This is a genomic window from Lactonifactor longoviformis DSM 17459, from assembly GCF_900129135.1.
GTDB classification, from domain to species: Bacteria; Bacillota; Clostridia; order Lachnospirales; family Lachnospiraceae; genus Lactonifactor; species Lactonifactor longoviformis.
In genome coordinates this window covers 180,424-205,827 of sequence record NZ_FQVI01000002.1, presented here as the reverse complement: position 1 = coordinate 205,827, position 25,404 = coordinate 180,424, and the positions used below count along the sequence as shown (strand labels likewise).

General features: G+C 48.2%; 22 protein-coding genes. 19 read left to right on the top strand and 3 right to left on the bottom strand.

Features of this window, described 5'->3' with window-relative positions; all coding sequences use genetic code 11:
* Positions 1-7 precede the first annotated feature (7 nt).
* From BUA56_RS03465 to deoD, 9 genes are all read left to right on the top strand, one after another.
* Positions 8-2,140, top strand: coding sequence for an ADP-ribosylglycohydrolase family protein (locus tag BUA56_RS03465; RefSeq protein ID WP_072849015.1), 2,133 nt, complete (start codon positions 8-10; stop codon positions 2,138-2,140).
* A gap of 2 nt (positions 2,141-2,142) precedes the next feature.
* On the top strand, positions 2,143-4,239 hold the full coding sequence (locus BUA56_RS03460) for an ADP-ribosylglycohydrolase family protein (protein ID WP_072849013.1): 2,097 nt from the start codon (positions 2,143-2,145) through the stop codon (positions 4,237-4,239).
* A gap of 11 nt (positions 4,240-4,250) precedes the next feature.
* The gene (locus BUA56_RS03455) at positions 4,251-5,159 is read left to right on the top strand and encodes a carbohydrate kinase family protein (protein ID WP_072849011.1); all 909 of its coding nucleotides are present in this window, start codon (positions 4,251-4,253) and stop codon (positions 5,157-5,159) included.
* Complete coding sequence (locus BUA56_RS03450; RefSeq protein ID WP_072849009.1) at positions 5,153-6,067, top strand: phosphorylase family protein; 915 nt, start codon at positions 5,153-5,155, stop codon at positions 6,065-6,067. Before BUA56_RS03455 ends, BUA56_RS03450 begins: the two co-directional genes overlap by 7 nt.
* Before the next feature lie 48 nt (positions 6,068-6,115).
* Complete coding sequence (locus BUA56_RS03445) at positions 6,116-7,255, top strand: SIS domain-containing protein (RefSeq protein WP_103710969.1); 1,140 nt, start codon at positions 6,116-6,118, stop codon at positions 7,253-7,255.
* 11 nt (positions 7,256-7,266) lie between these two features.
* Positions 7,267-7,674, top strand: coding sequence for a secondary thiamine-phosphate synthase enzyme YjbQ (locus BUA56_RS03440; protein WP_072849004.1), 408 nt, complete (start codon positions 7,267-7,269; stop codon positions 7,672-7,674).
* 73 nt (positions 7,675-7,747) lie between these two features.
* On the top strand, positions 7,748-8,695 hold the full coding sequence (locus BUA56_RS03435; RefSeq protein WP_072849003.1) for a nucleoside hydrolase: 948 nt from the start codon (positions 7,748-7,750) through the stop codon (positions 8,693-8,695).
* A 9-nt stretch (positions 8,696-8,704) separates the two neighbouring features.
* The gene (locus tag BUA56_RS03430; protein ID WP_242946717.1) at positions 8,705-9,826 is read left to right on the top strand and encodes a nucleoside 2-deoxyribosyltransferase; all 1,122 of its coding nucleotides are present in this window, start codon (positions 8,705-8,707) and stop codon (positions 9,824-9,826) included.
* The gene (gene deoD, locus BUA56_RS03425) at positions 9,823-10,527 is read left to right on the top strand and encodes a purine-nucleoside phosphorylase (protein WP_072849001.1); all 705 of its coding nucleotides are present in this window, start codon (positions 9,823-9,825) and stop codon (positions 10,525-10,527) included. Before BUA56_RS03430 ends, deoD begins: the two co-directional genes overlap by 4 nt.
* Here the strand turns inward: deoD and BUA56_RS03420 are convergent.
* Complete coding sequence (locus tag BUA56_RS03420; protein WP_072848999.1) at positions 10,520-11,623, bottom strand: J domain-containing protein; 1,104 nt, start codon at positions 11,621-11,623, stop codon at positions 10,520-10,522. The two genes, deoD and BUA56_RS03420, sit on opposite strands and share 8 nt — an antisense overlap.
* Positions 11,620-13,377 carry an Hsp70 family protein gene (locus BUA56_RS03415; protein ID WP_072848997.1) on the bottom strand — a complete coding sequence of 586 codons (1,758 nt, stop codon included), beginning with the start codon at positions 13,375-13,377 and terminating at the stop codon, positions 11,620-11,622. The genes BUA56_RS03420 and BUA56_RS03415 overlap by 4 nt, the downstream gene beginning before the upstream one ends.
* A 158-nt stretch (positions 13,378-13,535) precedes the next feature.
* Between BUA56_RS03415 and BUA56_RS03410 the strand changes: the two genes are divergently transcribed.
* The 3 genes from BUA56_RS03410 to idi all read left to right on the top strand — a co-directional run bounded on the left by BUA56_RS03410 (position 13,536) and on the right by idi (position 16,488).
* A complete protein-coding gene (locus BUA56_RS03410) occupies positions 13,536-14,570 on the top strand; it encodes a threonine aldolase family protein (protein WP_072849353.1) in 1,035 nt (344 codons plus the stop codon).
* Between the two features lie 70 nt (positions 14,571-14,640).
* Positions 14,641-15,933 carry an FAD-dependent oxidoreductase gene (locus BUA56_RS03405; protein ID WP_072848995.1) on the top strand — a complete coding sequence of 431 codons (1,293 nt, stop codon included), beginning with the start codon at positions 14,641-14,643 and terminating at the stop codon, positions 15,931-15,933.
* A gap of 45 nt (positions 15,934-15,978) precedes the next feature.
* Positions 15,979-16,488, top strand: coding sequence for an isopentenyl-diphosphate Delta-isomerase (gene idi / locus BUA56_RS03400; RefSeq protein WP_072848993.1), 510 nt, complete (start codon positions 15,979-15,981; stop codon positions 16,486-16,488).
* Between the two features lie 88 nt (positions 16,489-16,576).
* Here the strand turns inward: idi and BUA56_RS03395 are convergent, their stop codons facing one another.
* Positions 16,577-17,524, bottom strand: coding sequence for a LysR family transcriptional regulator (locus BUA56_RS03395; protein WP_072848991.1), 948 nt, complete (start codon positions 17,522-17,524; stop codon positions 16,577-16,579).
* A gap of 248 nt (positions 17,525-17,772) precedes the next feature.
* On the opposite strand from BUA56_RS03395, the gene BUA56_RS03390 reads away from it, so the two are divergent.
* The 7 genes from BUA56_RS03390 to BUA56_RS03360 all read left to right on the top strand — a co-directional run bounded on the left by BUA56_RS03390 (position 17,773) and on the right by BUA56_RS03360 (position 25,396).
* A complete protein-coding gene (locus BUA56_RS03390) occupies positions 17,773-19,200 on the top strand; it encodes a non-oxidative hydroxyarylic acid decarboxylases subunit C (RefSeq protein WP_072848989.1) in 1,428 nt (475 codons plus the stop codon).
* Between the two features lie 17 nt (positions 19,201-19,217).
* Complete coding sequence (locus BUA56_RS03385) at positions 19,218-19,424, top strand: non-oxidative hydroxyarylic acid decarboxylases subunit D (protein ID WP_072848987.1); 207 nt, start codon at positions 19,218-19,220, stop codon at positions 19,422-19,424.
* Between the two features lie 86 nt (positions 19,425-19,510).
* Complete coding sequence (locus BUA56_RS03380; RefSeq protein WP_072848986.1) at positions 19,511-20,887, top strand: SLC13 family permease; 1,377 nt, start codon at positions 19,511-19,513, stop codon at positions 20,885-20,887.
* Between the two features lie 91 nt (positions 20,888-20,978).
* Complete coding sequence (locus tag BUA56_RS03375) at positions 20,979-21,545, top strand: UbiX family flavin prenyltransferase (RefSeq protein WP_072848985.1); 567 nt, start codon at positions 20,979-20,981, stop codon at positions 21,543-21,545.
* On the top strand, positions 21,545-21,934 hold the full coding sequence (gene lpdD, locus BUA56_RS03370; RefSeq protein ID WP_084067615.1) for a prenylated flavin chaperone LpdD: 390 nt from the start codon (positions 21,545-21,547) through the stop codon (positions 21,932-21,934). The genes BUA56_RS03375 and lpdD overlap by 1 nt, the downstream gene beginning before the upstream one ends.
* Positions 21,935-21,947: 13 nt before the next feature.
* Entirely contained in the window at positions 21,948-23,423 is a 1,476-nt protein-coding gene (locus BUA56_RS03365) for a UbiD family decarboxylase (protein ID WP_072848984.1), read from the top strand.
* Between the two features lie 140 nt (positions 23,424-23,563).
* Positions 23,564-25,396: a coiled-coil domain-containing protein gene (locus tag BUA56_RS03360; protein WP_072848983.1), complete on the top strand. Its 1,833-nt coding sequence runs from the start codon at positions 23,564-23,566 to the stop codon at positions 25,394-25,396.
* Positions 25,397-25,404: the final 8 nt, after the last annotated feature.

Genomic DNA, 25,404 nt, shown 5'->3' with positions numbered 1-25,404 from the left:
AGACTATATGGAAATAAATAGAATCAAAGAGGACATCTACGCAGGTGTTTTGGGGAAGATGATCGGAGTCTATCTGGGACGTCCCGTGGAGGGATGGACTTATGAAAAGATCCAGAAGCACTTTGGGGAGATCTACTATTATAAGAATCATAAAACAGGAGCTCCCCTGATTGTTCCGGATGATGATATCTCAGGAACCTTTGCGTTCTTCAGAAGTCTGGAAGATAACGGCTATGATCCTGAGCTTACGGCGGAAGCCATCGGGGATACCTGGCTGAATTATATTATAGAGAACCAAACCATTCTCTGGTGGGGAGGGCTTGCCAGGAGTACGGAGCATACCGCATATCTCCGGCTGAAAAACGGAATAAAAGCTCCTAAAAGCGGTTCAGTGGAACTAAACGGGAGAAGTATGGCCGAACAGATCGGCTCAGAGATTTTTATTGACACCTGGGCTCTGGCCAATCCCGGAAATCCGGAGCGCACGGCAAGAATGGCTAAGGCCGCAGCCAGTGTAAGCCACGGGGGAGTTGCCATTGACGCAGCAGTTTATCTGGCAGTGATGGAGTCCATGGCGTTTGAGGAGAAGAACATAGATGCGCTGCTGGACGGCGCAATGGAGTATGTGGACAACCGGGAGTTCAAAGAGCTGGTACAGGAACTGCGCGCCCAGTGCGCCGGGACAGATGACTGGCATCAGGTGCGCCGGTGGATCGCAGAAAACCACGGATACGAAAAATATCCGGGGAATTGTCCCATGATTACCAATCATCTGGTTGTCTTAATGGCACTGCTTATGGGGGGTGATGACTTCCACAAATCCTGCATGATTGCCTGCAGCTCCGGATGGGATACGGACTGCAATTCCGGAAATGTAGGCTGTCTGAACGGGATCCGTCTGGGACTTAAGGGATTTCAGAAAGGTAACGATCTGAGAAAGGCAGTCGCAGATCGGATGTATATCGTAACCAGTGACGGCGGTTCCTGCATCTCCGATGCTGTTTTAGAAACACGTAAGATTGTAAAGGCAGCGGCTGCACTGAACGGAGAAGAGATTCGTCTGCCGAGGGAAAGAATGGCATTCGAATATCCGGGTTCCGTGCAGGGCATTATCCCTTATGACAAGGAAACGGAAGAACAGGTGCTCACCAGAATCGAGAACACCTTTGAGTCTGACGGAGAATACGGATGCAGACTCTCTTACGAGAGACTGGGTGCAGGGGTGCACGCCTCTGCCTGCGTGGATACTTTTGTGGATTTGAAACCAAAGGGGAAGGACGGCACCAGCTATTTTGATGTATTATGTTCCCCCACACTGTACAGCGGTCAGACTGTTTCGGCCTCTGTAAAGGCAGAGGATGCACAGAATCCTGACTTCCGGTTTTTTATAGAATATTTTAATGAAGAAGATGAACTGGAGGTGCTTAAGAGCGACGGGTTTGCACTGGAAAAGGGAGAGAATCTTCTGACCTGGGAAGTGCCGGATACAGAGGGACATGCCATCTACCGTCTGGGCATTACCCTGACCAGTCAGGAGTGTGTGAGCGGAAGCATTATCCTGAAAACTCTGGACTGGTCCAATGTTCCCGTACGCTATTGTATGGGGCGTTCTATGGAAATGACGCCGTCCCTGACGCCGTGGACAACCAAGACTTCCTGGCTGGCTACCTTTGTATCCTCTGCGGACTGCTATTGCCCGGATTACACAACCACCTTTTCTATCTCTCACAGCGGTCATAACGGAGTGGTCACCACGGGTACCCTGGACTGGGATAATTATTCTGTGAGCTCTGCACTGACTCTGGGCCAGCAGGATGCCGCAGGTCTTGTGGCAAGAGCAAAAGGCCACAGAAGATATTACGGTGCGGTGCTTACCAACGGACAGGCCGTAATCTATCGGCAGAAAGACGGGGAGAGGACTCCCGTTGCCAGTGAAAGCTTTGACTTTGAATCAGGCGTGGATCACATCTATAATATGAAGTTCACCGTGAATAACGATACCCTTACCCTGTATGTAGACGGGAAGGAGGCAGTGTCCGGGCGGGATAGTGCTTATACCTGCGGGGGCGCCGGATTTGTGGTGGATTACGGTGCGATTCTAGCAGACAGATTTGAGATAACAAGAGTAAAAGGAGAATAAAAATGGCTGTTACCCAATTCAGAAACCAGATCTACTCCGGTGTTCTGGGCAAGCTTATCGGTGTATACCTGGGGCGCCCGGTAGAAGGCTGGAGTTACGAAAAGATTCAGGATACCTTCGGGGATATCAAATATTATGTACACAAGGAAGTAGGCGTTCCCCTGATCGTAGCAGATGACGATATATCAGGAACCTTCGGATTTTTCCGGGCCCTGGAGGATAACGGATACGACAAGAATCTTCCGGCAAAGGCATTTGGAGATACCTGGCTGAACTATATTATTGAAAATAAAACCATTCTCTGGTGGGGAGGCCTTGGCCGCTCCACAGAGCATACGGCATATCTGAACCTGAAAAACGGCATGGAGGCTCCCCAGAGCGGTTCCATAGAGACAAACGGGAGAACGCTGGCAGAGCAGATCGGGGCACAAATATTTATTGATGCCATTGCTATGGCCTGCCCGGATAATCCGGATCTTGCGGTGGAACTGGTGAGAAAAGCCGCCAGTGTCAGCCATGACGGGATTGCGGTAGAGGCTGCCTGTCATCTGGCAGCTCTGGAAGCTATGGCATTTACGGAAAAGGATCTGAATGTTCTGCTGGATCGGGCAGAAACGTACCTGTCCAATGAACAGCTTATCGCAATCATCCGCGATGTGCGGGAGATCTGCAGCAGGGAATCCGACTGGAGAGCTGTGCGGGAGTATCTGAATCCCAAATATGGCTATGAGGTCTTCCCCGGCTGCTGCCATATGGTGCCTAATCATGCCATGGTGATTGCCTCTATCCTTCTGGGAGGAGACGATTTCCAGAAATCCATCAGCATTGCCTCCTCCGCGGCCTGGGATACCGACTGCAATGCGGGCAATGTAGGGGCATTTAACGGAATCCGTCTGGGTCTTGCCGGCATCAACGCGGGGGCTGATTTCAGAACACCGGTGGCTGATCTAATGTATGTAGTGACCTCCGACGGCGGCTCTGTGGTGACCGATGCAGTGATTGAAAGTAAGAGAATTCTGAAAGCAGCTGCTATGCTGGCAGGGGAGGAGGCTGAGATTTCTTCTGAGCGGTTTACCTTTGAATTCCCCGGATCCCTCCAGGGATTTGCACCCTGCACCTTTGCCCATGGGGCTATGGCACCGGTGGAGCTTTGCAATTACAATGAATTTTCTGAGGGCAGGAACGGACTGGTTATCGGCTGCAGACATGTGGCTGACGGGGTGACAGCGGATGTGTCCACCCAGACCTTTATTGACTTTTCAAAGCTGGCTGCCAACTTCTCTACGGTGGCCTCCCCCACCCTGTATTCCTCCCAGAAAGTGGTTACCTCTGTGAGCCTTATGGAAGAGGGTGAGGTAAGTCTCCGCCCTTATATATTATACTATGATATTGATAATGTGGAGCAGGTGATCTACGGGGATCCCGTAGTTGTCACAAAAGCAGTGAATACCTTCTCCTGGACAGTTCCTGATACCCAAGGGATGTCTATCTTTAAACTGGGATATGAGATTTCCAGCGAAAAGCGGTTTGACGGACATGTAATTCTTCACTCCATCGATTGGAAGGGCGCTCCGTCCAGGTTTGCCCAGCGGGGAATGCTTATGACTTCCATCTGGAATACGAATCCCCTGTGGCTGGCTGGGTTTGCAAGCTCTGCCGTACAGTTTGCCGCAGACTTTAAGTATACGTACTGTGTCTCAAACGTAGAGGACGACGGCCTGGTGACCATTGGAAGCCGGGAGTGGGAGGACTATACGGCAGCATCCACCCTCCATTTTGCCCTGCACCAGTCCGGCGGACTGGTAGTAAGAAGCGTTGGGCACCGCCGCTATTACGGGGCTGTGCTTCAGAACAAAAAGGAAGCGGTGATCTATATGCAGAAGGACGGCCAAAGAACGGTACTGGGCACCGCGCCCTATGCTTATGAAGAGGATCTGGGGTATGCGTTAAAATTCTCTGCTCATAAAAACCAGCTGTCTCTCAGTGTGAACAATGAGACGATCCTGACTGCTGAGGACGATACCTATACCTGCGGCGGGGCAGGCTTTGTGATATCCAGGGGAACCATGACCTGTGACAGCCTGATTATCTCAGAGTAGGGGGTGCAGACGTGGATTATATAGTTGCATCAACTGCAGTGACAGACGAGATTCGTTTTTCAGACGGAAAAACAGTGGAAAAGGTGGCCGGAGGTGCCGGAATCTATGCCCTGTGCGGCATGAAGCTGTGGAGTGACAGCGTTCTTCTGGCAACGGGGGTAGGCGCTGACTACCGGGAGATCTACGGAGAATGGTATGAAACAAACAAGATCTCCATGGAGGGGCTGCTTGTAAAAGATGAGAAAACCCCTCATACCGTCATTCAGTACTTTGAAGACGGAGAACGGACTGAGACTCCTCTGTACGGACCGGACCATTACAAAAAGATAGAAATTACACCGGAGGATTTGAAACCTTATTTTTCTGCCTCTAAAGGAATCTATATTTTTAAAAATGACAGCCCGGATTTCTGGGAGAAGATTTTGGTGATGAAGAAGGAATCTCCTGCGGCTGTAATGTGGGAAATCGCCAATGACGCCACCTGCCTGGAGAAAAAGGAGCATGTCAGGGAGATCGCATCCCGCCTGGATATTCTGTCAATTAATATGACAGAAGCCAGGGCGCTTCTCGGCCTGGAGAGGAAAGAAGATATAATACAGGAATTTCAGTCTTGGAATCTGAAGCTTGTATTTCTGCGCCAGGGAGCTAGGGGGGCTGTCATGATTACTCCAAAAGAGGCTGTGGAGGTACCTTCCTGCCAGGGGGTAAAGGTAATGGATCCTACAGGCGGAGGCAACAGCTCCTCGGGGGCTGTCTTATGTGGATACTGCCAGGGGTATTCCCCGGCAGAATGTGGAAGAATGGGCAGTATTTCTGCCGCTATGTGTATATCTCAGTACGGAGTGCCTAAAAGAATTCAAAAAGAGGAACAAGAGGAAGCACTCCGGCTATTAAAATCCATGGAGGAACTGACATGTTAAGTGACGATATTCGTAAAAAACCATCTATTCAGCGGATACATGAACAGTATGAGTACTATAAAAATGTACCGGAAAAGGGCCTGGTGATAAAGGGCCGTCCTGCGCTTACCCAGATTGATCATACAAAGGTAGGAGATTTCGTTTTAATTACCGTAAGGGATCCTCTGTGCGCCTATGACGAGGATCCGGCAAAGAAAATTGCAGACCGCCTGGAAAATGCGGAGCTAATCGGCAATTCCGGAATGTTTACTACATATTCCGGCACATACAAAGGCGCCCGTATAACTGTTGTAAGCGGCGGAAGCGGTTCTCCGGAGATGGAATTAATTCTCTATGATTTCATGGAATATACAGATGCCTCTACCTTTCTCAGAGTCGGAGGTTCCGGAGGCTTAGGAGACCAGGTACATCCCGGTGATGTGGTGATTGCCAGCGGTGTGGTGCGGGAAGAAGGTATGACTAAGGCATATATTCCCGCTGCATACCCGGCTGCCAGCCACTATGAGGTAATTAATGCCATGGCCGCTGCGGCGGAGGCGTTAAAAGCACCCTACCATGTGGGCGTAACCCTGTCTGTGGACAGTGATTTTGTGGGCGGCGGCCGTCCGGGTGTGGGAGGATACCTGCAGCCGTGGAATATAGAAACTGCGGGGATTTACAACCGTGCCGGGGTTCTGAACGGGGACAGAGAATCTGCTGCTATTGTTACCCTGTCGGCATTATTCGGCCGCAGAGGCGGTTCTGTTTGTTCCGTAGCAGATAACCTTTGTACGGGCGAAACCTTCTCTGAGGGAGCAGGGCACAATTATGCCATTGATATTGCTCTGGAAGGATGCGCAGTGCTCCGGCAGATGGATGAGAAAAAGAAAGCTGCCGGAAAGAAAAACTGGAATCCTACACTGTGGTAACAGGATACAAAGTAACTGACTGTTAGTGAAGAAATAAGGGAGAAATGTATGAGTAAATATGACAATCCAATGAGCCGTCAGGTATTCAGCCTGCCGGATCTGATTGAGACACAATATGACGATTTAGAAGAAAAAGCAAGGCTTGTTCTGAGCTTCCAGGAGATATTCAATATACAGAGAATTGTTCTTACAGGATGCGGGGACTCCTATGCAGCATCTCTGGCAGCAAAACCAATCTTTGAGATGCTCACAGGAATTCCCACAGAGGTGGTGACAGCCATTGATCTGAGCCGCTATTACTGTGAAAAGCATATGGGGGTTGACTGCAGAAATCCCCTGGTAATTGCGGTGAGCAATTCCGGAACAGGAGCCAGGGTGGCAGAGGCCGTACAGCGCGCCAGACTCCACGGCTGTTATGTTCTGGGTGTCACAGGAAATGAAGAATCCCCTCTGGGCATGCATTCCGACAAAATTTTAAAACTGAACATCCCGGAATTTGAGGGTGCGCCGGGAACCAGAAGCTATATGGTAAGTGTGATGTCACTTCTTCTTCTGGCCATCCGCTTTGGAGAGGTGAGGGGCAGGTATACTATGGATCAGGCTATGGACTACCGCTATGACATGAGGGCACAGGGGGAGGCTCTGAGAAAGCTGCTGCCTCAGATGGAAAGCACCTGTGAGAAGGCAGCTGAAGAGTGGAAGGACTTGCCCTATTATGATTTTGTGGGAGCCGGATTCGATTATGCAGCTGCGTGGTTTGGCTGGGCTAAGATGCTGGAAGCTACAGGAAAGGTGGCTATGCATATAAATTCTGAGGAATGGTTCCATCTCAATTTCTTTGCCAGGGATGCCAAGAATCTGGGAACCGTTGTAGTGGGCAATACGACGAATCCGGGACTCAGCAGAACCAAAGAGATGGTGCACTATGCCAATGTCCTGAAACGTCCGCTTCTTGTCGTTACGGATGGAACCAAGGAGGATTTCAACGGGGAAGAGGGAACTTATGTACAAGTGCCCGCCCCCAAATATCCCCTAAATATGCCTCTGACCCAGTTTGCGCCTGTCTGCCTGCTGGCCGGTTATATTTCAGAGATGATAGGCGAGAAGTACGGCCGGGGCTGCGAGGGAGACTGGTCCTTTGCAGAAGGAGGCGCAGGAGTGAAAAACAGCGAGATTATTGTGAGATAGGGGGATGGCATATGCTTAAGAATTATAAATTAGAGACAGTATACAACGGGGTTCATGATATTACAGAACAGTTAATTCAGGCGGTAGAAGAGAGCGGCGTGCAGGAGGGCACCTGTCTGGTATACAATCCTCATTCAACGGCAGGACTGGCTGTATTTTCTCCCTGGGATCCGGATGGCTTTGTGGATCTGGACGAGGAAATCCGCAGGCTGGTTCCCACCAGAATTGACTTTAAACACCAGCACGATACTCCTCAGGATGCTGCGGGACATATCAAGTCTGCTCTCTTGGGGGTATCCGACGGATTTATCATTCACGAAGGAAAACCGCTCATCGGCGGATCCCAGCATCTGTACTTTCTGGAATTCGACGGTCCCAGAAAGAGAGAGTTTTTTATAAAAATACAGCCAGATGTATAGAACTGGTTCAGGAAAGAGAAGATAACAGCCGCTTACGCGTCTGTAAAATGAATAAAAAAGAAAGAGGTGCGGTATGAAAAAGATTATATTAGACTGCGATCCAGGTATGGACGATTCCATGGCAATTGTAATGGCGGCAAAATCTCCGGATCTGCAGCTCATGGCGGTAACTACAGTTAACGGAAACTACCCGGTAGATGTCACCTGTGTCAATGCCAGAAAAACATTGGAACTGCTGGAGCGTACAGACATTCCTGTTGCAAGAGGACTGGCAAAGCCTATTATCAGAGACTGCCCGAAGGATCCTTTTACCCACGGAACTGACGGACAGGCGGAGAATCACCTCCCGGCGCCTGCCATGCCATTGAGTGAGCTTGATGCTGTGGATCTTATGATAAAGATCATAAAAGAGAATCCGAATGAAGTGTACATCATTTCCACTGCGCCTATGAGCAATATCGCCCTTGCTATGATAAAGGCTCCGGAAATCAAGGAGATGATACCGGCAATCTATGCAATCTCCGGCTCATTCGGACTGAACAAGTATGCATTCTTAAACGCTACGGGGGATACGCCCCAGAGCGAGTGGAATGTATACGTTGATCCCGAGGCCGCCGACCTGGTATATAATTCAGGCGTAAAATTAGTAGCCCTTGGACTGGATGTTGCTACCCATTTTGACGTGGACTTTAGCGATGATGACCTGAAAAAAATGGAAGAGAGTGATAAAAAAGAGGCAAAGTTCCTTCTCAATGCCATTCATTTTATCCGAAACAGAGGTTTTGACGCCTACTGTACAGTGATAGACTGTATGGCGGTTGCCTATGCGATTGATCCTACTCTCGTGGAAACCATGGAAGCGCATGTAGGAGTGGAGACAAAAGACGGGCTTACACTGGGAATGACGGTAATTGACAGACGCCACCATTTTGTATGGGAGCACCTGCCTTTGATCCAGGTAGGCTGTAAGGCAGACTGCGGAAGGTTCCTTAAGCTTTTGCTGGAACTGGTACTGAAATAGGAGGAGACCATGCATCAGTATGAAATGTTTAATGGGGAGGCAATCTACATTGCCGGACCTGAGTGCTTTTATGTAAATGGATACGATTCTCTTGGGGCGATGCGCAAGGAGTCTGAGTATTATGGATTTGAGGTTACCCTTCCCAACGATAATCCTTTGAATCTGGAACATGAGGACCTGAGAAAGAATGCAGACGAGATTTTTGAGAACTGCGCCAAAAGTATGAATGCGTCAACCGTGATAATAGCAGATCTGGAAACCTTTCGGGGGTGTGAACCGGACGGAGGCAGTATCTATGAGATCGGTATGGCCTATGCCAGAGGAATCCGCTGCTACGGATATACCAGAGATTTGAGAAATATGGTTCACAAATACCCCCTCGCGGTACTCAAAGACGGAGTGGTATATGACCACGACGGCAGAGTGCTCCCCTATCAGGATCTTCCCTTCTCCCCCTGTGTGATGGCTTCCTGCAGGGTGATTGAGGGCGATTACAGTGACTGCCTGAAGCAGCTGAGGCTGGATATACATGAGGAACAGAAGGACTCTGTGATCCGCGGCAGGAAAAAAGAGGCCTTTGTACCCGGCCCCACCTTGGAAAAGCAGGAAAAACCAGTGGTTTATCTTGCCGGACCGGAACGCTATGACAGTGATGCAGAGCTTCTGTACGAAAAAAGAAAAGCTCTCTGTGAGTCCTATGGATTGCAGGTGTTTACCCCTGCAGATGACGCTCCCGGCGTGGAGCGGATCATCAGCGGGGATCCTTATCTCCAGGCTTACAATGACTTTGACCGCTGGCAGCAGCATGTGCGCAACTGCGACATCATTCTGGCAAATCTGAATGATTTCCATGGCTGGGAACCTAACAGCGATACCTCTTTTGAGTGCGGTATGGCCTGGCAGCTGGGCAAGCGATGCTTCGGCTATATGGACAGTACAGAAATTATGAGAAAACGGATTCCTCACTATGGGGAAGATAAGAATAACAAAGATATCTATGGAAATGATGTAGAGAATTTTAACTATCCAATCAATCTGATGTTCTCCTCGTCCATGCCTATTCTGGAGGGAACTTTTGAACAGGCTTTGGAGCAGATGGCTGAGCAGCTGAAAAAGGAGGGAATCTTATGAGTACACCACATAACGCAGCCAACCCCGGAGATATTGCAGACAAGGTCCTTCTCCCGGGAGATCCTCTGAGAGCAAAATTTATTGCTGAGAATTTTCTGGAAAACCCTGTCTGCTACAATGAAGTGAGAGGTATGTATGGCTTTACCGGAACCTATAAGGGAAAAAGGGTTTCTGTGCAGGGCACAGGTATGGGAATGCCGTCCATGTCCATCTATGCCAATGAATTGATGGAATTTTACGGTGCAAAGCGTCTGATTCGTGTGGGAACCTGCGGAAGCATTCATCCGGATATTAAATTAAAAGACGTGGTAATTGCTTTGGGAGCCTGCACTGATTCTAATATGAATCATGACCGCTTCGGAACTATTTCCTTTGCGCCCACAGCCAGCTTTTCCCTTTTGGACGCTGCCTACCAGCTGGCAGCAAAAGAGGGGATGCCGGCGGTGGTCAGAAATGTATTCACCAGTGATAAGTTTTACGATGACAGGATTAAGGAAAAGACACAGCTGATGGCTAATTACGGTGTGGCGGCTGTGGATATGGAAACCTGCGAGCTGTATTCACTGGCGGCAAAGCATGGAGTGGAGGCGCTGACGCTTATGACAGTAAGCGACTCCCTGGTGACGGGGGAGGCCTGCACGCCGGAAGAGAGGCAGACAACGTTTCAGGATATGATGAAGATTGCGCTGGAGATTATCTAGAGGCTTTACCTCTGATCCATGTAATGAGGGAGCAAATCCCCGCTACAATCCCATATAAAAACCCAAAACACAGTATCCCGTAAGACACGTTGGCCAGTTCCTCATTTCTCATGACGCCCACTTCCACCTGATTTCCTGCGAGGCTGAAGATTCCAATCAGCAGCAGCAGCGCTGCAAAGAGGGCATGCTTATAAGCGGTTTTCAGCCGTTTGCGGACACTTACAAAAAAGATGGTGAAACCCGCGAGAAGGATTCCGCCGACGATGGGGATGGGGACTCCGCTTCCTGCTTCGGTGGCAGTACGGCCCAGGAAGATGCCGGCGGCCAGGACGAGGGAGATTGCGGTCAGAAGAAGGGAATTCTCCATAGCCCGAAACTTAACTCCCTGGTACCGGGAATCCAGTACCTGGTAAAGCTTTTCATGAGCACCACGAGGCGGTTTCTGGTACCGGGAGAGCTGGAAGGCTTTGTCATGGAGCTTCCAGATGGGACGTTTCATCTGACGGCACATCTCCAGAAAGTCTGCGTATGCATCTAAAAAGATGGGCTCTTCTCTCAGACGGACAAAGTCTCTGCCGGTGAGAAAAGCGGACCAGGCTTTCAGATTGTTTCGGGTTTTTCCGTCTTCCATAAGGGCACGGGCCTGGGAGAGAGCCTTTTCAGTCAGCTCAGCAATTTTCTGCTGCTGAATGAATTTTTCCTGCTCAAATAACCGCTGATAATCATAGGAATCCTCCGGGTTCTCCTCCGAGGGCTCTTCTTCCCCCTGCAGTTTGTGAAAATGGTAGGGCTGCCCGCCCTCCGTCTCTGGGGAGCCGGAGGACGCCGCATGTGAACGGGAAGAAAAATCCCTGCGGCTTCGGGACTGGGAGGAAGGAGCAGCATCCCAGGCGGCAGAGGAAAAGGAGGGAGTCCCTTCGGATGCCGTTCCCTCTTTGGCAATACGCAGAGCTTCTTCATAGGCCTCATGAAGCTCCTGGAATTCCTTGGGGAATTCCTCCGGGTGGTATATGGAAGCCAGTCTGGCATAAGCTTTTTTTATCTGACGGATGTCTGTGGTGGGCAGAATCTCCAGGATTTCAAAAGAATTTTTCACTCTTCTCCCTCCTCATATGCATCCTCATCTATTTCAAAGTCTTCCTCCTCCTCATAAAGATACAGGAAGGGATCTGCAGTTTCCAAAGCATCAAGAGTCTCTTTCAGCTGTAGTCTGGCATACCTTATCTGGCGTCTGGAGGCGTGTGCCAGGGTATACTGGAAAGACTCCAGAGAGCGGCGGAGGTATTCCCGCCGTTCATTGGTGCACTCTACAAAGAGCCGTTCCCCTCTGGCCAGAAGCATTTTATTTTCTGCCTGTTCTGCAGGATCTATTTTTAATCTATTCAGTTCTTTTCTCCGTTTCTCAATCTGTTCTTCACTCATATAGCTGTCTTTGTTGATGATCTCCTTCTGTACCAGTCTGTGGGTCATGGGCACATAAGCCTCCACCTGTAGGATTCCGTTGATATCGTAAGTAAAGCGAACCTCGATAGATATCTCACCTTGTTTTTTTAGGGGGACGGACAGCTTCAGTTCAGACAGCTTCCGGTTATCTTTGGCGTAGTAGGAATCGCCCTGGTAAATATTGAATCTGACAGAACCCTGGTAATCCCGGGCAGTATAAAATATCCTTTTTTTTGAGCAGGGCAGGGTGGAATTGCGTTCTATGACCGGTTGAAACAAGGGTTCCCGGGAATTCCGTTCGTTAATGATGTCTGTGCCTATGGAGAAGGGGCAGATATCGGTGAGCAGGAGCTCTTTGATATCTTCCCTGCGTTCCTTCATAGCCGCCGCCAGGGCACATCCTCTGGCAACAGTTTCGTCACAGTGTACATCTGTCAAAGGCTTACATCCGAATAAATGTTCCAAAAATCCCTGTACTACAGGCATTTTGCTGGAGCCGCCCACCATAATTACCTGACTGATATCATCGATGCCGCAGTTACTGTCCAATATGGCCCGTCTCAGGACTTCCTGGATTCTGATGAAAAGAGCGCCGCTGATATCCAGGAGCTTTTGGTTCGTGTAGGAGGAACGGTATTCCTGTCCGTCAACCGTCAGAACCATCTCAGCCTCATCCTGAACGGTGAGGGTGTGCTTGCACTGCAGGGCCTGCTTTCTCAGCAGAGCAGCTCTCTGATCTCCCAGTTTGTCCTGTACTAAATGATGTTCACTGCAGAAATCCTCCATAAGTATATCCTGGAAATCATCTCCTCCCAGATGGTTGTCCCCGGATACAGCCAGTATTTCGATGACATTCTCAAAGCTGTCCACCACGGAGACATCCAGAGTTCCCCCTCCGAAGTCAAAGACTAGAAAGACAGCGTCTTCAATTCCCTTTTCAATTCTGGCAGCCAGAGCGGCAGCACTGGGTTCGTTGATGATTCGCTCTGCTTTGACACCGGCCAGAGCTCCGGCTCGTTTTGTGGCCACCCGCTGTTCATCTGTAAAATAAGCGGGAACACTGATTACCACTTCTTCCACTGCCTCTCCAAGATAGGCTTCAGCATCCTTGAGAAGCTGTCGGATCACAAAGGCGCTTAGCTCCTCCGGAAGATATGTTTTTTCTCCCAGATGGCAGCTCTCCTTTTGTCCCATGAGACGTTTAAAACTGAAAGCAGTACGTTCCGGATGTGTAATGAGACGTTCCCTGGCAATCTGACCCACCAGAAGCTCTCCTTTTTCATCAAGAGATACTACGGAGGGGGTGAGTGTTTTGTGAAATTGATTAGGTATCAAGACACAATGACCGTCTTTGTATATGCTGATCAGGGAATTAGTGGTCCCAAGATCGATTCCTGCAATAGCCATAGAATAACCTCCCTAATTGTTATGGAATGATTCCATCATACCCTCATTCTACTACACTCTACTGGGGGATGCAATTACGTATGCTGATTGGATCTGCGGTGCAATTCTGTTATAATCATAGGAGCAGAAAAAAGAAAACTGTACGGGAGGCAAAAACGGTGATTTATTTTAACTGTGATTACAATGAAGGCGCGCATCCGTCTATTTTGCATATGCTGGAGGAAACCAACATGGAGCAGACAGTAGGGTATGGGTTGGATCCTTACTGTGAGAGGGCACGGGAGCTGATTTTAGAACAGTGTCATGCACCAGAAGCAGAAGTTCATTTTTTGGTAGGAGGTACTCAGACTAATACAACGGCAATTTCTTCTGTCCTGAGACCTCATCAGGGTGTGATCTGTCCTGACAGCGGGCACATTCAGGTACATGAGACTGGAGCAATCGAGGCCTGCGGGCACAGGGTGATCCCAGTCCCCTCAAAGGCGGGTAAGATATCTGGAGAGCAGATAGAAGAAGTGTGGAGAGGACACTGGGAGGACGAGGTACATGAACATATGGTTCAGCCCAAGATGGTATATATTTCTTATCCTACAGAATACGGGACGCTGTACTCCTTAAATGAACTAGAGGAGATCAGCAGCGTCTGCCGCAGATGCGGTCTGATTCTCTATCTGGACGGGGCCAGACTGGGATATGGCCTGTGTGCAAAAGGCAATACCTTAAGTCTCCCGGATCTTGCAAGACTGTGTGACATTTTTTATATCGGGGGCACCAAGCAGGGGGCACTTTTTGGGGAGGCACTGGTTATTGCTAATCCACTTCTTCGAGAGGATTTTCGCTATCTTATAAAACAAAAAGGCGGTATGCTGGCAAAAGGGCGCCTCTTGGGGATTCAATTTGTCGCACTGTTTCAGGACAGAGTCTATTTTGAGATCGCACGGCACGCCAATGAGATGGCAGACAAGATACGAGAGGCCTGTGTCAGGCTGGGATTTTCCTTTCTATTTGAGACAACAACAAACCAGATCTTTCCCATTTTCACAAAGGATCAGATAAAAAAACTGGAGAAAGAGTTTAATCTTTCTTTCTGGGAGAAAGTAGACGAGGAGAGAAGCGCTATGCGTATCTGCACAAGCTGGGCCAGTACAGAGGAAATGGTGGATATTCTAATCGAAGCCCTGGAACAGCTCTGATTTTCAGGGCAGGAGGGAATATCTTTTCTTATAACGGCGTACCATGATAAGTAACAGGAGGAGAAAAGATATGGATAGAGTAATCATCGCCGGGGGCGGATGGTCTGGATGCGCCGCGGCTGTTCAGGCCAAAAAAGAAGGAGCGGATGTAACTCTCCTGGAGCGGACAGACATGCTCCTGGGAACCGGTTTGGTAGGGGGAATCATGCGCAATAACGGAAGATTTACAGCGGCAGAGGAAATGATTGCCATGGGAGGGGGTGAACTTTTCCAGGTGATTGAAGAGAACCTGAAGCACAAGCATATCAGCTTTCCGGGGCATGAGCACGGGGACTTATATGATATCGGAAAGATATCGGGGGCAGTATTTCGTTTTTTAAAAGAGATGGGGATTCATATTTATACTAAAAGCAGGGTTCTCCATGCACAGATGAAGGACAGGCGGATGATAAACGTTACGGATGCGGAAGGGAATTGCTACAGCGGGGACGGATTTGTAGATGCAACAGGAACTGCCGGGCCAATGAACAATTGCAGCAAATACGGCAATGGATGCGCTATGTGCATTCTTCGCTGTCCAAGTTTTGGAGGGAGAGTATCCCTTACCAGTCTGGCCGGAGTACAGGAGAAGATGGGACGAAGGCCAGGAGGGGCTGTGGGCTCTATGAGCGGTTCCTGTAAGCTTTATAAAGAATCCCTTTCTTTGGAGATACAGGAGCGCCTTGGAAGAGATGGGGTCGCTGTTGTGCCCGTTCCCCCAGAACTGGTAGAGGATCATCTTGAGAAAAAATCTTGCCAGCAGTACGCGCTTCCGGAGTTTCGGGAAAATCTGGTACTATTGGATACAGGGCACGGAAAGCTGATGACGCCTTACTTTCCGCTGGAAAAGCTGCAGAAGATTCCGGGGTTTGAGAATGCCAGATATGAAGATCCTTATGCGGGGGGAAAAGGAAATTCAATGCGTTACTTTGCTATGGCTCCAAGGGACAATACACTGAACGTAGAGGGGGTTGATAATCTCTATTGTGCCGGAGAAAAATCAGGCCTTCTTGTTGGACATACAGAGGCCATCGTAACAGGCGTTCTGGCAGGGCATAACTGTGTAAGGAGAATACAGGGTAAGCAGCAGATTATACTGCCTGATACGCTGGCAATCGGCGATATCATTTCTTATGTAAAGCAAGAAATGGATACCCCGGAGGGGATGGAGAGAAAATATACATTTTCCGGATCCTTTTATTTCCAGAGGATGAAGGAGAAAGGGCTTTATACCACAGATACGGCTTTGATTCAAAAAAGGGTAGAGGAAGCCGGATTCTCCCGGTATTTTTCCCACAGCGGAAAAAAGGATTGTGTTTCCTGAAACCATATCATATAATCAAGAAAAAGATATGGGAGGAGAGACAGTATGGAACCGAAGGTAATAGTAGTAGATTATAAAGATAACCCCATTGGGGAGATGAACAAAAGCGAGGCCCACGCATCACCGAATCTTCACAGGGCGTTTTCCGTCTTCCTGCACAGAGACGGCAGAATCCTGCTGCAAAAAAGAGCAAAAGACAAATACCACTGCGGAGGACTCTGGACGAACACCTGCTGCTCCCATCCCCGTCCGGGAGAGGAAACCCTGGAAGCCGCCAGGCGAAGACTCTGGGAGGAAATGAAAATTACAGCAGGGGATTTGGAGGAGATCCATTCCTTTGTGTACTATTACAGTTTTCCTTACGGGGTGACAGAGTTTGAATACGATCATGTAATCATCGGTGAATACAGAGGAACCTTTGAGCTGAATCCCGAGGAGGCAGAAGAGGCAGCGTGGGTGGAGAAAGAAGAACTACTGCAGGATATGAGGGAGAATCCACAGAAATATACACCGTGGTTTCTGATCTGTGCTCCGGAAGTGGTAAAGAGAATATAAAAGGGGACAGGGCAGTTCCAATCTGGGACACCCCAAACCTATTTTGGGACGTGTTCTTTCTAGAAAGAACACGTCCCCTTTTTAGCGTTTAACCTCTGGTAGGTGTAAGTCCCGTATCGATGAAATAATGATACAGAAGATCTGCCTGATGTGAGATTTCCCCATGTTTCAGCTTCACGATCCCAATGGTTGTTGTCATCGCTTCCTCGAATGGTATACACTCCAGATTGGGAAAGAGTTCTGTATTCACCATATCTTTGGGAAGTATGGTAAATCCGAGCCCTGCGTCTACCATATTCAAAAGATAGAGGTGCCTTGAAGTGGTAAAGGCAATGTTAGGCTGAAACCCTGCCCTTGCGAACTGATCCAGGCAGAGGTGGTAAATATCGGACTCATGACTCAGAACAACAAATGGAGATTCTCTGAGTTCATTCAGCGTCAGGGGACGCCCTTTTAGCTTTTGTCCATTTTTTTTGGAGCAGACAAGGGTAAATTTGTCTTCCTGAATGGGACAGTACTGGTATTGATCCGAAACAAGATAATTCAGCCGCAGGATAGAAAGATCAATTTTTCCGTTATCAAGGAGTTTGAGAAGCTCGGATTGATTTGCCTCGGTAATGTTAATCTGTATGGTATGCATGGCGTCCTGAAAAGTAGCAAGCTGCTGGGCAATGTGATAATCCTGCATCAGCGGGAGAGTCCCGAAGTAGACGGTCTCTGAAGCCGCATCTTTCTGCAGATAGGACATTTTTGTCATCAATTCTGTGTAGGTACGGTTAAATTTCTGTGCGTATTTTAAATAGATTTCTCCCGCCGGTGTCAGAGAGACTTTATTGTTGGAGCGGACAAATAGCTCCAATCCCAGTTCTGTTTCCAAAGCCTTGATCTGTTTTGACAAAGATGACTGAGAAATATACATCTCATCAGCGGCGGCAGAGAATCCCCCAAATTCCAAAATCGCTAAAAAATTCTTAACCTGAGCAATTGTCATCTTCCATTCCCCCATTCTTTCTATATATGTAAAGGTAGTATACATATATCTTATCCTTTCTATTTTACAGCTTTCCCTGGAAATTTCCACTGCTTTTTGCTATTTTAAGTGATTATTTCTATTTATTGTCTAATTAGGCAATTCCGTTTTGGAATGGCCAGGTGATGAAAGTGAATTGTGCACAAAAACCTCTGGTGATATACTTAGAGTGTCGTCAAAAGAGTGAAAAAGTGCACAGCTAAAAAGTATAGAAATAAAAAGTGCACAAAAAATAGGTAAAAGGAGGAATTGAAGTGGCTAAAGTTTACAAGGATTTAAGGAGTTTTTTAGAGACTCTGGAAGAAGAAGGACAGTTAGTCCGTATCAAAGATGAGGTTATGCCGGAGCCGGATATCGCTTCTGCTGGCCGTGCAGCCGCTAACATCAAGAATGGTCCTGCAGTTTTATTTGAAAAGGTAAACGGTTACAAATATTCCGTAGTGACAAACGTTCATGGTTCCTGGGCGAATCATGCGTTAATGTTAGGCATGCCAAAGGATACCCCCACAAAGGAGCAGTTCTTTGAACTGAACCGCAGATGGGATAAGTTCCCGGTAGAGCCCAATATTGTTTCCAGAGAAGAAGCTCCCTGTAAAGAGAACGTAGTGGATAAGGACATCAACCTGTTCGAGATTCTTCCGCTCTACAGAATTAATGACCAGGACTCCGGATTTTTCCTTTCCAAAGCATCTGTTGTTACAGCAGATCCGGAAGAGCCAGGGAACTTTGACAAGATGAATGTAGGTACATACCGCATCCAGGTTAAAGATAAGGACCGTGTGGGAATCCAGGCACTGGCATTCCATGATATCGCAGTTCAGCTGGAAAAGGCTGAGAGGAAGAATGAAAAACTTCCAATCGCTATTACACTTGGAAACAGCCCATTAGTTACATTCATGGCCTCCACACCGATTGGATATACCCAGAATGAGTATGAATTTGTTGGCGCTCTGCAGGACGGCGTTCCTACGGATATTGTTAAGTCAGATTTATATGATCATCTGTACGTTCCTGCCGGCTCAGAGGTGGTTCTGGAAGGATACATTGAACCGCGTGTACGTGAGGTAGAAGGCCCCTTCGGAGAATTCCCGGGATCCTACTCCGGCTGCCGTCAGCAGTGTGTAGTGCGTATTGAGAGAGTTACCCACAGGACAAATCCTATTTTCGAAAACCTGTATCTGGGAATTCCGTGGACAGAGATTGATTACCTGATGGCTCTGAATACATCCGTACCTCTCTACAAACAGATTAAAGAAAGTATCCCTGAGGTTGTAGCTGTAAATGCTATGTATACCCACGGCATGGGGGTTATCATTTCCACAAAATGCCGTTACGGCGGATACGGAAAAGGCGTTGCTTTCCGTCTCTTGTCCACACCTCATGGAATGCCTTACTCCAAGGTTGTAATTGTAGTAGACGAATTTGTAGATCCATTTAATTTAGAGCAGGTAATGTGGGCATTGACCACTAGAGTAAAACCAGACAAAGATGTGGCTATTATTCCTAACTGCCCGGGTATGCCTCTGGATCCATCTTCTGTACCCGCAGGTATGCATACGAAGATGATTATAGATGCAACCACACCGGTAGCTCCGGAACCAAATCCAAGAGAAGTAGAATTGCTGGAGCCGCCTGCAAAGACAGAAGAATGGGAAAAAATTATCCGCAGCATGTTTAAATAATAAGGAGGTAATGGAACATGAAGTGTCCGCGTTGTGATAGTGATAAAGTAAGAAAAATGGTTGACTCTCCCGTAGGAAATGCCTGGGAAGTGTATTTATGTGATAAGTGCTACTATTCCTGGAGATCTACAGAGACACCGAACATTCATGATAAATTTAAACTGGACGATGAAAAGATCGCTCATATGCAGGTTATTCCACCTGTACCACCATTAGATAAATAAAACCTGAGCAAAAGAATCTCCGTGCCGGACCAGACTGCATGGTCCGCGTGGAGATTCATAATAAGAGCAAAGAGGGGTAACAGCGAATGAATAAGAAAAGAATAGGTTTTTTTCTAGGTATTGCAGTTGCGGTAATTATTTATTTCCTTCCCTTAAAGGGAATTGAACCGGCAGGTCAGACCTGCTTGGCCTTAACACTTATGACCGTTGTCTGGTGGGCAACCCAGGTTGCACAGTCCGGATATGTAGGCGGTATCTATTTAATGGCACTGGTAATATTTAAAGTAGCGGAGCCGGCTCTCGTATTCAAATCCTGGATCGGTCCTACTATGTTTTTGATTATCGGTGCATATCTGATTGCAGGTGCGGTAAAAGACTCCGGACTCGGAGAGAGAATCGCATACGCATTTATCAACAAATTTGTAAGATCCTATAAAGGTATTATTGTTTCTATCTTTGTACTTACCTTTATTATGAGTGTTTTGATTCCTCATCCATGGCCCAGAGCATTTCTGATTATGTCTGTAATGGCAGTAGTAATTCAGAGTGCCAAAATGCCAAAAGAGGATGCAGTAAAAATCGGATTTACCGTATTCGCGGCATCCGTACCGGTATCTCTGATCTTCCTGACCGGCGACAGTACCATCAACCCCCTGGCAGTAGCCAACTCCGGAGAATCTCTGGGATGGCTTGGCTGGTTTAAGGTAATGGGTGTTCCGGCCATTGTAGCGTCAATACTCACGTTGATTTTAATCCTTATTCTGTTTAAACCAACACAAGAGGTACATATAAATCTGGATGAAATCCATGAAAAACAAAAAGCCTTAGGCCCTCTCTCCGGACTGGAGAAGAGAACTGCCGTATGGCTTGTCATTGCCATCGTATTATGGGCAACCGACTCTATCCACGGCATTAATATCGGCTGGATTACGCTGGGTGTTGCCATGTGCATGAGTATGCCTGTTGTTGGAGAGGTTCTGACACCAAAATCCTGGGGACAGGTACCTGTGCATGTATTAATCTTCCTGACATCTGCCATGGCTATCGGCAGCGTGGGCGGGGAAACTGGTATGAATGCATGGCTGGCAGACACGATCCTGCCCTCCACCGTTCCCTCCAACTTATTTGTATTGGCAGCATTTATTGCAGTTATTTCTATTGTTATCCATATGTTCATGGGTTCTGTTATCGCTGTTATGGGTGTTGCGATACCCGCACTTATGGCATTTACATCGCCTATGGGCATCAGCCCGCTGGCAACCGCACTGTTTGTATACACAGCAGTAGCCAGCCACTATATCCTTCCGTTCCACCACCTGAATATGCTGGTAGGACAGGGAGAAGAGAATGGAAAGTATACACAGAAAGAATGTATTCGTCTGGGTATCCCATTAATCGCAGTTGTATTTATTGTAACCGTTTTGATAGAAGTTCCCTGGTGGAAGATTATCGGCCTGTTATAATAAGTAAGGAAGTATTCAAGTATATGTTTCGCAGGCCGGAGACGGTTTTACAGCCTCTGGTCTGCAAATAAAAGATAAAGGCGGTAAAAACATGAGAATAATCGTAGGCGTAACCGGCGCTTCCGGGGTTGAGATGAGTTATTACCTGGTAAGGGCTTTAAAAAACATCGAGGGCTGTGAGGTACACCTTATAATGACCGCTGGGGCAAAGAAGACCTGGGAGTTAGAATGCGATATTCCCCTGGAGGACCTGATTTCTCTGGCAGATGTAGTCCACGAGGATAAAAACCTTGCGGCTGCCATATCCAGCGGCTCATATGTGACAGATGGTATGATCATTATGCCCTGCAGCATGAAAACATTGGCCGGCATCACAGCAGGATATGCAGAGAATCTGATGGTTCGGGCCGCTGATGTTTGTATGAAGGAAGGGCGAAAAGTAGTGCTGGTTCCCAGAGAGATGCCTTTTAGCAGACTGCATCTCAGAAATCTGAAGGAGGCAGCTGAGCTGGGGTGTGTCATTGTCCCCCCCATGCTGACCTTTTACAATGGACCAAAAACACTGGAGGATCAGATCAACCACATTGTAGGGAAGGTACTGATGCAGTTTGGGATAACCCATGATAAATTTGTACCCTGGACAGGAGCGGATGAGTAATGAAGACATTTCATGTGATGGCGGCTGAGGGCAGCAGATATCAGACAGAAGCCTGGGCCGTATCCTGCGGAGAGGATCTCAGTGTCACTATATGCGGGGGCTCCCGGTACCATGTGGGAGCCACAGCCCTGGGATGTGCCCGGCCTCTGTATGAGGGAAAGCCCAGACGCTCCGCAACCGTCAGTGTCCTCTGCGCATTTGAACATAAAGATGATGAAGTGGCCAGATGGGCGGCCAGATACCTGGCTACAGAGCTGGACTGCAGGGTATCGGTGGCAGCCGGAGTACATATTGATGAGGCTGCGGCAGAGGAGCTTCAGATCCTGATGGATAACAGCCGGGAAGTTTGTGATAAAATAATTGCTGCAGTAAAAAAAGCGAACCGTTAAAGGAGGTTTTAAAATGGCAAAAATAGAAGATTTACGTTCCGCTTTGGAATATTTAAAAGAGATTGACGGACAGTTGGTAGAGACTGACGTAGAAGTAGATCCCCGTGCAGAACTCTCAGGAGTGTACCGCTATGTTGGAGCAGGCGGAACTGTTGCGAGACCTACACAGGAAGGTCCTGCCATGGTATTCAACAAGGTAAAAGGACACGAGGACGCAAAAGTAGCCATCGGACTATTGGCAAGCAGAAAAAGAGTTGGTTATCTGCTCAACGAAAAACCGGAGCGTCTGGGATTTCTGTTAAATGAGGCAGTTTCTGCACCCATAGCACCTGTAGTGGTTGACAATAAAGAGGCTAAATGCCAGGAAGTGGTTCATTATGCAGATGAACCGGGATTCGATATCCGCAAATTAATTCCTGCTCCCACCAATACGGAGGAAGACGCAGGACCCTATATTACCATGGGACTTTGCTATGCGTCAGACCCTGAGACAAAAGAGTCTGATATTACCATTCACCGTCTCTGTCTGCAGAGCAAAGATGAAATTTCCATGTATTTCGTGCCAGGTGCCCGTCATCTGGGAGTGTTTCGGGAAAAAGCAGAGGCAATGGGCAAACCGCTTCCTATCTCTATCAGCGTAGGGGTAGATCCGGCCATTGAAATTGCTGCCTGTTTCGAGCCTCCCACAACCCCTCTGGGATATAATGAATTAGGAGCAGCCGGGGCTATCCGCAAGGAAGCGGTAAAGTTAACCAACTGTCTGACCATCGATGAGAGATGCATTGCCAACGCAGAGTATGTCATCGAGGGAGAACTGCTCCCAGATGTACGGGTGAGAGAGGATGTCCAGTCGGATACCGGAAAAGCAATGCCTGAATTCCCAGGGTATACAGGTGCAGCTAATCCATCTGTTCCAATCATTAAGGTAAAAGCCGTAACCACAAGAAAGAACCCCATTATGCAGTCCTGCATTGGGCCAAGCGAGGAGCATGTAAGCATGGCTGGTATTCCTACAGAAGCCAGCATCATCTCCATGGTAGAACGCGCGATGCCCGGAAAACTTCAGAATGTATACTGTGCTTCCAGCGGCGGCGGAAAATATATGGCAGTGATGCAGTTTAAGAAAACCGTTCCCTCTGACGAAGGAAGACAGCGTCAGGCAGCGCTTTTAGCTTTCTCTGCATTCAGTGAATTAAAGCATGTATTCCTGGTAGACGAAGATGTAGATTGTTTCGATATCAAAGATGTTGTCTGGGCCATGAATACCCGTTTCCAGGCAGATGTTGACCTGATTCCGATTCCGGGAGTGCGCTGTCATCCTCTGGATCCCTCCAATGATCCTGCTATGTCACCATCCATCAGGGATCATGGAATTGCCTGCAAAGCCATATTTGACTGTACAGTGCCATTCTCAGAGAAAGACAGATTCCACCGCTCTAAATTCAAAGAACTGGATCCAGCACACTGGGTTCCTGAATTATTTAAATAAAAAGAAAAGCGTCCCGCTTCATTTGTTGAGGTGGGACGCTTTTTTTCCTCCCTGTTTAAGGCTAATTTCAGGAAGCTCCTGTATGATAAATACGACAATAAGGAAGTATTCCTGAATGACACATGTAAAAGGAGCAGGTAATGAGGACAAAGATAGCAGGTAAATGGAAGGAATTAAGTGTTCAAAAAAAGGTCGTCTGCATCACCAGTGTCACAGCGGTATGTATGGCGCTCATTGTAATCACAGGGATCTCTGTGTATAAAAAGCATGCGGGGACGGCCAAGACAACCGGCCGGCAGCGGACAGAGATGGAAATACCCCAGTCAGAGGCTGTGAGCGGCAGCGGATATGTAGCTTACGGCACAGCTGCACAGGAATTTACACTGACGCTGACAGATGGTGAGACCTCTGCCCCCCTGGTGGTGGAAGAGATCTGCGTGAGTGCACAGGATACAGTCACAGAGGGGGAGCAAATTTTAAAGGTAACGGAGGAAAGCCTGGAACAGGCGGAGAGATTCCTTGCGAAGGCAGTAAAAAGTGCAGAGAACGCTCTCACTACAGAAAAAATGGAATACACAAAGGCTAAGATGGAGGCAGAATATACTTATATAGCAGAAGCAGGCTTGAATGAGACTGCGAAGGCTGAATATGAGAGTCAGATCGCTGCTCTGGAAGAAAAAGTGAGCAGTGCCCAGTCTTCCCTGGAAGAGGCGTATCTCACGGTTAATGACAATCCAGTTTCCATTGCTGAAAAAGAGAATCAGATTGCTTCTCTCAACAGCCAGAGCAGCGAGGCAGAAGCCAAGCTGTCACAGGCTCAGGGAGAGTTGTCCTCAGTGAAGGAAGTGTACGAACAAGAAAAGTCCGGATATGAAACAGCACTGGAAGAACTTAGAGCAGTTGCGATTGTCTGTCGGTATCTGGGCTCTTACAGGGGAGAAGATACCCAGGAGTTGGATACCGTTCTGTCAGAGATATCCAAAGAGGCGGCAGAGTTAGCAGGCAGTTCCGAGGGCACTCAGGCTGCCCGGGCATTTTCTGTCAGTGCACCGGCGGCCGGACAGAGTGCCGCTTCCGACAGCCGTGAAGCAGAAGAAGCTGGCAGTGAAGCCGGGACAGCCAGTGAGATAGATACCCTGCTGGAAAGTCTGAAGGGACAGTACACCACGGCAAAAAGTACCTATGAGGCGCATAAGAACGCATACAAGGATATTAAAACAGAGAAAGAGGAACTGGATAAAGTAGTGGCAGAGTACCAGTCTGTTCTGTCATCAGCTGAGAAATCCGTCAGTTCCCTGAATCAGGAAATAAACCAGCTTTCCCAGGAGCTGGAGAAGGCAGACAGCCAGCTGCCTTCCCTGGAAGCTGCCTATGCGGAAGCTCTGAATAATCAGGTAACCGAAATGGTTTCAGTGAAAGAGACGTATCGCTCCGACATGCTTTCCTACGAGTATGCTAAGAATAATTACGATCTTACCATGGAAAGGCTGGATCAGGAGTTAGAGGCAGCAGAAGAGGCGGTGGCCGCAGCACAGGAAAATGCAGATCTTTTGGCAACCCAGTATCAGGATGGAATTGTAAGAGCTGCCCGTGACGGAAAGATACAGATGATAGGCTGTCAGGAGGGGGATGAATTGTCCGGCCAGAGTTCTCTTGTATTTTACGAAGATACTTCCTATAAGAATATCTCAATTTCGGTTAGTCAGGCAGATGTCACAAGTGTGGAGGTGGGAGATACAGCCATGATCTATATTGAGGAGACAGGACAGCTGGAGGGGACGGTAACAGCGGTAGCCGCATCTTCAGCTTCCCAGAGTGTCTCTAGTGTTTCTTATACAGTTACAGTGTCCATAGATGGTGAAGGGGAGGGGATAGAAAACGGCACATCAGCAGCCGTATACCTGAATATGGAAGAAATAATGGGAGGCCCTCAGGAAAATAATCTCCAAAATCCAGGAGAACAGAATCCCTGATGGAAGCT